5 protein-coding genes are annotated in these 8,199 nt (G+C 67.7%); 2 read left to right on the top strand and 3 right to left on the bottom strand.

Annotation, left to right across the window (positions count from 1 at the left end):
• Positions 1-455: 455 nt before the first annotated feature.
• The 3 genes from ACILRJ_RS17285 to ACILRJ_RS17295 all read right to left on the bottom strand — a co-directional run bounded on the left by ACILRJ_RS17285 (position 456) and on the right by ACILRJ_RS17295 (position 4,499).
• Entirely contained in the window at positions 456-1,883 is a 1,428-nt protein-coding gene (locus tag ACILRJ_RS17285) for a protein kinase domain-containing protein (RefSeq protein ID WP_395684456.1), read from the bottom strand.
• A gap of 3 nt (positions 1,884-1,886) precedes the next feature.
• Complete coding sequence (locus tag ACILRJ_RS17290) at positions 1,887-2,630, bottom strand: metallophosphoesterase family protein (RefSeq protein WP_395684457.1); 744 nt, start codon at positions 2,628-2,630, stop codon at positions 1,887-1,889.
• Between the two features lie 198 nt (positions 2,631-2,828).
• The gene (locus ACILRJ_RS17295) at positions 2,829-4,499 is read right to left on the bottom strand and encodes an FG-GAP-like repeat-containing protein (RefSeq protein ID WP_395684458.1); all 1,671 of its coding nucleotides are present in this window, start codon (positions 4,497-4,499) and stop codon (positions 2,829-2,831) included.
• A gap of 469 nt (positions 4,500-4,968) precedes the next feature.
• Between ACILRJ_RS17295 and ACILRJ_RS17300 the strand changes: the two genes are divergently transcribed.
• Both ACILRJ_RS17300 and ACILRJ_RS17305 read left to right on the top strand, forming a co-directional pair.
• Positions 4,969-5,592: a dihydrofolate reductase family protein gene (locus tag ACILRJ_RS17300; protein ID WP_395684459.1), complete on the top strand. Its 624-nt coding sequence runs from the start codon at positions 4,969-4,971 to the stop codon at positions 5,590-5,592.
• 202 nt (positions 5,593-5,794) lie between these two features.
• Positions 5,795-7,522, top strand: a complete 1,728-nt coding sequence (locus ACILRJ_RS17305) for a choice-of-anchor Q domain-containing protein (protein ID WP_395684460.1) — start codon at positions 5,795-5,797, stop codon at positions 7,520-7,522.
• Positions 7,523-8,199 lie beyond the last annotated feature (677 nt).

Genomic DNA, 8,199 nt, shown 5'->3' on the forward strand with positions numbered 1-8,199 from the left:
GGGTCGAGCGCAACGCGCGAGTCCCGCCGACTCGCAGCGACGGCACGCGCGTGCGCGTACCGCCCTACACGCTGCCCGTAAAGCATCGCGGCTTCCGCCGCTCCCACAGGAGCAGGAGCATCGCGGCTTCCGCCGCTCCCACACGAGCATCGATGGTCGCAGCCGGTAGGGCGGGTCGAGCGCAACGCGCGAGTCCCGCCGCCTCGCAGCGGCGGCACGCGCGTGCGCGTACCGCCCTACACGCTGCCCGTGGAGCATCGCGGCTTCCGCTGCTTCTACAGGAGCGGGAGCATCGCGGCTTCCGCCGCTCCCACAACGGCGCTATTGAAAGCCTCCCCCTTCAAGGGGGAGGTTGGAGGGGGATGGTGTTGGTACCGATGTCCATTGGAGCACCACCATCCCCCTCCAACCCTCCCCTTGAAGGGGAAGGCAAAGGCGCTGCGTGACGGCAGGCGTCAGGGTTCGTGTTCCGGGTCCTGGCGCGCCGCGCGCACGACGGTCGTCGTGCAGTCCGCTTCGGCGACGACGCGCGCGGACACGCTGCCGAGCAGGCGCCGCACGCCGGTGACGCCGCGCGCGCCCATGACGATGTGGTCGATCGCGTTGTTGCGCGCGTAGTCGACGATAGCCTGCGCGACGTCGCTGGATTCGAGGACATGGAACGTGATGCGGTGGTCCGGCAGTGCGAGCCCGCGCGCCCAGTGGCGCAGCGCGACGAGGCGCTTGACGTGGCGGTTGCGCCCCTCTGCGTCGATGTTCGTCTCCATGCCGATGCGCGGCGTGCGCAGCACGGTCACGCACGCGAGGCGCGCGTGCGGCGCGGTTTCGACGGTGCGCCGCGCGACGTCGAGCAGGGCGGCGTCGAGCGCCGCGTCGCCCTGCTTGAGGTCGACCGCGACGACGATCAGCGGCGGGCGCGCTCCGTCGCGCGCACGCTTCGCGCGCAGGTCTTCGGCATCGAGGCGGAAACCACGCAGCCAGCGCTTCACGGAGCCGAGTGCGCCGTCGTCGTGGGTGCGTTCCGCGCGTTCGGTCAGCACGACCTGTTCGGGATGCTGCAGGTCGAACGCGAGCTGCGCCGCGGTCGGATAGCGCGCGTCCGGGTCGACTTCGAGGCAGCGCAGGATGATCTCCTGCAGCCAGCGCGGAATCCCCGGCTGCAGCGCGCGCGGCGGCACGGGCGCGCGATAGAAGCGCCGCTTGAGGCCGCTGTCGCTGGTCGGCGCACCGAACGGCGTCTCGCCGGTCGCGAGGTAGTACAGCGTCACGCCGAGCGCGAACAGGTCGCTGCGCGGATCGTTGCGCACGCCGAGCACCTGCTCCGGCGCGATGTACGGGGCCGTGCCCATCGGCACCCGGAATTGCTCGGCGAGCAGGTCGGGCAGGTGTGCATGATGCGCGAGGCCGAAGTCGAGCAACACGATGCGCTCGCGCCCTTGCGCGTCGACGTGGAGCATGAGGTTGCCCGGCTTGATGTCGAGGTGGACGACGTGCTGGCGGTGCAGGTCGTCGAGTGCGAGGGCGGCGAGTGCACCCAGTGCAGCGACGCGCTCGGGCGGCACCGGCGCCGCATCGAGCAGCGGCAGCAGCGTCTCGCCGCTCACGAATTCCATGACGATCCACGGCTGGTCGCCGGCTTCACCGCTCGCGACGAAACGCGGCACGTACGGCCCGGAGAGCGAAGGCATGAGCATGCGCTCGACCTCGAAGCTCACGACCCGGCTCACGTCTTCGCCGTAGCCGACATGCGGCAGCTTGGCGAGCAGCGGAAATGCCTGCTGCGGATGCGAGACGCGCCACAGCGTCGCCATGCCGCCCGCGCGCAACGGCTCGACCAAAGTGAAATCGCCGATCACGAGCCCTGGATGCAGTTGCAGCGGCATCGATCAGGTTCCTGCGAGCAGGCGATCGGCGAACGCCGTCGGCAGGCCGGCGGCACGGATCTTCGCCGCCGCCCGTTCGTGATCGTAGGGAACGCGCAGGAACGCGAGCGACGCGGTGTCGACGTCGAACCATGCGCACGCGGCGGCGGGATTGTGGTCGCGCGGCTGGCCGCACGAGCCGGGGATCGCGAGCCAGCGACGCGTCCCGGACACCGGGATCGGCACGCCCGGCGTCGGCGCGAAGTGGTGCGCGGTCGCTTGCTGCGCGTGATACAAGGCCGGTTCGTGCACGTGCCCGCAGAAGGTCAGGCGCGCGTCGGTCGCAGCGAGGCTGCGCGCCGCCGAGAGCGCAGTGCCGACGTAGGCCCAGCCTTCGGGCGCCCACGCGTTCGCATGCACGTAGAGGCGGTCGTCCTCGCGCACGCGCAGCGGCAATGCGGCGAGGAACGCGTGCTGGCCGTCATCGAGCTGGCGACTCGTCCATGCGATCGCCGCCTCGGTCTGCGCGTGCATGGTGCCGCCGCCGACGCCGCCGACCGCCGCCGCATCATGGTTGCCGAGCACGGCGACCGCTCCGGACCCGACCTCGCCTCGCACGAAATCGACGACCCACGCGGGGTCGGCGCCGTACCCGACGAGATCGCCGAGGAACACAAGGCGCGCGCAACCCGCGTCCCGCAACGCGTCGACGCACGCTTCGGTCGCCTCGCGATTGGCGTGCAGGTCCGCTAGCAGGCCGATGCGCATGTCCAATGCCGGAGTCGAAGACGTGCCGACACGATAGCGCATCGTCGGGGTGCGCAATGGAACGCGACGGTGGCGGCGCGTGCCGCGGCGAGCGGCCGCAGCGGTCGCGCATCGACGAGCTTGCATCGCCGCCGGCCCCAGGCCCGCGCCCTGTTCATCCGACGCTGGCCTTCGATGGGACGTGATTCGCCTGGAGGGTCAGATCGCAAGCCCGCCGATCTCGAAGCCATCGACGAACACGGCATCGCCCGTCAGTGGCACGGTGAACGATCCAGTGGATCCGGCGCCGCCCGCATAGGCGGTATCGACGGCGCGCACGCGCCAGGTGTACTGGCCATTCGGCAGGTTGCCGTACGTCCAATGCGTCGATGTACTGACGCTGCCCGGTTCGGGCAGGCGCTCCGGCAATGCGACCGGCACGCCGTCGCGCCACAACTCGAGATCGTAGGTGAGCTGCGCACTCGGTGTGTGGTCATCGTTGGCGGCATTCCACGCCAGCGTGACGCCGCTGCCGGCGGGATCCACGCGCAGGCCGTCGGGGGCCGCGGGCGGCGCGTTCGTCGCGGTCGTCGTATTGCGGAACACGTGCAGTTGCGCCTCGACGAGGCCGTTGCCGCCAGGAACGTAGAACGCGCCGGCGACCAGGTAGTCGAGATCGCCGTCGCCATCGATGTCGAACCAGGTGAATGCACCGCCGCGGCCAATCGAGCCGATCGGCGCCGGCAACTGCACGCCGAGCGGCGCGAATACACCGTTCTCGTTGCCGAAGATTTCCGATTTCCCGACGATTTCGCCGGATCCGACGAAGGTGCCGGTCACCAGCAGGTCCACGTCGCCGTCTGAATCGTAGTCGGCCCAGGTGGCCGCGTTGAGGTCGAGCCAGTCCGCGTTCGGGGCGTCGATCAGCGTATCCGTCGCATACGCCGTGCCCTCGTTGCGATAGATGCGCAGCACGGTCTTGTAGGTCTGGTCCACATCGAGGATGTTGCCGGCGACGAGGATGTCGAGATCGCCATCCGCGTCCGCGTCGGCGAAGTCGGCGAGCCCGTGTTCGACGCGGATGCCGAGCGGGTCGCTGGAAGTGAACTGGCCCGCGTTGTTGTTGAACAGCTTGATGAAACCGGTTTCGGTGAACGGGTCGACATTGGCGACGAACAGGTCGAGGTCGCCGTCGCCATCCGCATCGGCCCAGGATGTCTGGGCGTGCGTGGTCGGATCGAGTGCCGCGGCAACGTCGGTGAACAGCCAGCCGCCGAGGCCATCGCTGCCGTCGTTGCGCATCAACGCGGTGCGGAACGAGAACGTGGATGGGTCGTAGACCGAAGGAACCAGCAGATCGAGGTCGCCGTCGTTGTCGAAGTCCGCCCAGGTCAGCGAACGCAGGTCGTAGGTGTCCTCGTAGCCCGAGTCCTCGGAGTAGCCGGGCAACGACGCGTTGACCGGGACCAGCGTGCCGGCGTCATTGCGATACAGCGCGGTTGCGCCCTCCGAACCCACGGCGAGATCGTGGTCGCCGTCGCCGTCGAAATCGCCCCAGGCCAGGTCGGACGCACCGGCGACGATGCCGTTGAGCGGCACCTGCGTGGGCGTGAAGATCCACTTTCCGTCGGCGCCAATGCCGTCATTGTGGAACAGCAGCAACGTGTCCTCGACGCTCACGTTGTAGACGACGTAGAAGCCGAGCACGGCGAGATCGACGTGGCCGTCGCCATCGACATCCGCGGGAGCGACCGCGTTGACCCAGAAGTCCTCGCTGTCCGGATTGACGAACCAGGGGGTGGTGGAGGGAGTGACCTCGACGAACGCCGGCTGGGCTGCGAGTGCGGGAGCAATCAGCAGCAGTGCGATGTGCAACAGATGACGCAACATGACGATCTCCCCACAGGTCCAATCCCTGGGTTTGAACCGTTCATCGGCGCCGTTTTCGGCAAGCGCGCCGCAGGCTATGCCTGGACGGTGCAGCCAACCGACGAAAGAGAAGGTCGGGCAACTGGGTTCAGTGTAGCGAAAGCGCCGATTCGCCACGTTGATCTGGATCAAGCGCGCGCGGGGAGTCAGGCGTCGGAGTGCCGCTCCTGCGGGGACATCGGTTCAGGGAAGGTGTTGCGAGCGGTAGGACGGGCATCGCGGCTTTCGCCGCTCCCGCAGACTTTGGTAGGGCGGTACGTGCGCAGCGCGTGCCGCCGGGCCGGCGGTCGCGGTGTGCGGCGGGACTCGCGCTCCGCGCTCGACCCGCCCTACGAAAGACGATTCGACGGCCATCGCTCGACGATGTCGATTGGTGGCATCGCCATTCGTCGAAGCAAATGAAGCCACACTTTCCCTGAAGGAGTTTCCCATGCGCAGGCTCATCGTTCCCGCGTTCATCAGTCTCGACGGCATCATCCAGGCGCCGGGTGGACCGGGTGAGGACACGAGCGGCGGTTTCTCGCTCGGTGGCTGGGTGGTGCCGTATGCGGACGAATCGAGCGAGCCGATGGGCGGGGTGTTCAACGAGCCGTTCGAACTGGTGCTCGGTCGCACGACCTACGAGATCTTCGCGGGGTACTGGCCGAAGGTTCCGGCGGATGCGCCGCATCGCGCGTTCGCAGACGGGTTCAATCGCGCGGCGAAGCACGTCGCGACGCATCGGCCGGAATCGCTCGCGTGGGAGAACAGCCATGCGCTCGGCAAGGACGTGGTCGGCGCGCTGCGCGATCTGAAGCGCGGCAACGGACCGAACCTGCTCACACAGGGCAGCAGCGAACTCGTGCGGCAGCTGCTCGCGGCGGATGTCGTCGACGAGCTGGTGTTGTTGCAGTATCCGATCCTGCTCGGCAAGGGCAAGCGCCTCTACGACGACGGCGTGCGGCCGGCGGCGTTCCGCCTCGAATCGTCGCGACAGACGGCGGCGGGCGTGTCGGTGAATCGCTTCGTGCGCGAGGGCGAGGTGATGACGGGGTCGTTTGCGCTGGATGACTAGGCGGGCGCGGTAAGCGCGTTCGCAGGGTTCCCCTCACCCTGCCCTCTCCCGCAAGCGGGAGAGGGGAAAGCATCCGGAATGTGCCCGTAGTGTCGCGCAACCGCTGCGGCCACGCGGGACACGGACGCTCTTCGCAAAATGCGCGCGAGGCGGATGCGATACTTCGCGAATCCACTTCCCGTCACGCGAGCGAGTCCCCGGAATGATCCGCAACGCCCTCCTGCTCGCGGCTGCGCTCGTGCTGCCGTCGCCCTCCTTCGCCGCGGTCGCGGATCGCGTCTTCAGTGACGGCTTCGATCGCCTTGCGCCGGTCGTGCTTTACACCGACATCGTGTCGGGCCCGACCAGTGGCGGCGAGAATGGCAAGGGGTGTTACCTGTCGGTGTTCGGCAGGAACTTCGGCAGCGGCGTGCCGGGCACGAACGTCAGGGTGTTCGTCGGCACCGGCGAAGTCGCCGACTACCGCACGTTTGGGCCTTCGCGCGGGCGCGCGGACATCCAGCAGATCACGGTGCAGCTCGGCGCGCTCGGCAGCGATGCGGTCACCGGTGCACAGCTGCCGGTGCGGGTGGTCGTCGACGGCGCTCCGTCCAACACCGATCACGTCTTCACGATCAATCCGGGGCGCATGATCTTCGTCGACGCGGCCAACGGCGTGGATGCGACTGCGCAGGTCGGCAACATCGCCAAGCCGTACCGCAGCGTGCAGACCGGTGGCGACTTCAGCGGCGGCGCCTGGGGCCAGGTGCGCGCGGGCGATTTCCTCGTGCTGCGCGGCGGTACCTACACGGGTGTCGGCTTCGAGAACTACTTCCTGCGCTTCATGATCCGCGCGAACGGCGTGCCGGATCGCAGTTCCGGCACGCCGCCGACCGGCGCAGGCACCGGGCCGATCACGCTGATGGCGTATCCGGGCGAGACCGCGTTCATCGACGCCGACTCGGCGACGCATGCGGGCGGCGCGCTGTCGGGGCTCAACGGCGAGAACTATCCGCTCGCGGGCAAGTGGATCGTCATCGCCGGGCTCAAGGTCGAAGGCGGCGGCTACGACGGCCCGGTCAGCCAGCAGATCCACGGCGACCACTGGCGCATCGTCAACAACGAACTCACCGCGTTCACCGGCGTAACCGGCGGCGCCAGCCCGTCACGCATGGGCGGCATCACCGGCAACGGTGACGGCAGTGTCTGGCTCGGCAACCACATCCACGACATCCAGGGCAGCGAGAACGAGGCGCACGGCATCTACATCGACGGCGACGGTTCGTACGACATCGGCTACAACGACATCCACGACATCCACAGCGGCAAGGGCATCCAGCTGTTCGCGAACGGCGGCAACGGCTCGGATTCGATCAACCACGTGCGCATCCACCACAACCGCATCCAGCGCGTGACGCAGTTCGGCATCAACATCGCCGACGGCTCGCAGGACGACATCGCGATCTTCGACAACCTCGTCACCGACGCCAAGGTCGCCGGCCTGCGTTTCAACACCAACACGCTGCACGGCTGCCGCGTGTACAACAACACGTTCTACAACAACAACACGCTCGATTCGGAAATCTACGGCGTGCTCATGAACGACTGGGGCTTCCCCGCCGACGCGCTCGACGTGCGCAACAACATCTTCTGGGCGCGCACCGGCACCGCGTATGCGGGCGGTTCTGTCGGCTTCGACGACCCGATCGGCGTGATCCGCCGCAACCTGTGGTTCGGCGCAGGCAACACGGGTTTCGGCTTCGACACGAACCCGCTGAACGCCGATCCACACCTCGTTGCTCCCGGCACCGATTTCCACATCGCAACCGCGACGAGTCCGGCGGTGGATGCGGGCGATGCGACTGCCGCGTCGCTCGTCACGAATGATTTCGACGCGAACAGGCCGCGACCGCACGGCGCTGGGATCGATGTGGGGGCGTACGAGTTCTAGCGCTGGCGCGGGGGTTCAAGTTGGTTCTTTCGCGAACGTGCTCTTGCGTTTGGCTTCCCCTCTCCCGCTTGCGGGAGAGGGTAGGGTGAGGGCGCTTTTGTGGTGTCCTTTCGTTGTTCGGGAGTCTCGCTTTCTTTCGCGATAACCGACCCGCATCCCTGCGTGTTCGTCCCGCATCCCTGCGGGCCGGTTTCTTTCTCTTGCTTGTCCAAGAGAAAGAAACCAAAGAGAAGGACACCCCCACAGCACCGCCTTCCGCGCTTCCTGCGCGGAAGGTGCGTGAACGTCGGCCGGGGTTCGCCGACGATGCATCCTGCATCGCGGCGAACGCGCGCGCGTCCTGCGCGCGCCCCTGCGGGCCTTGTCGTCCGCCGTCCACCGGCGCTGAAGGGGACCCGAAGAGCAACAAGCAGCGCGCTCCTGCGCGCAGAGCCAGAGCCGCGTTGCAGGAGCGGCGTCAGCCGCGATAGGCACACGACAACGATGCTCGAGAGCATCGCAGCTGAAGCCGCTCCTACACGGTCCTCTCCTCCGCCTTTGTGGGAGCAACTGTCTTCACCCAGTCACAGGCATTTTCCATTCGACCTTGTCGCGCACCATGGCGTTGAGTCGGACGAGCAAGACACGCATGCAGGCGGTAATGGCGACTTTGGCGCACTTGCCCAACTGCCGTAGGC

It is taken from the genome of Dokdonella sp. (assembly GCF_044227025.1).
GTDB lineage: Bacteria > Pseudomonadota > Gammaproteobacteria > Xanthomonadales > Rhodanobacteraceae > Dokdonella_A.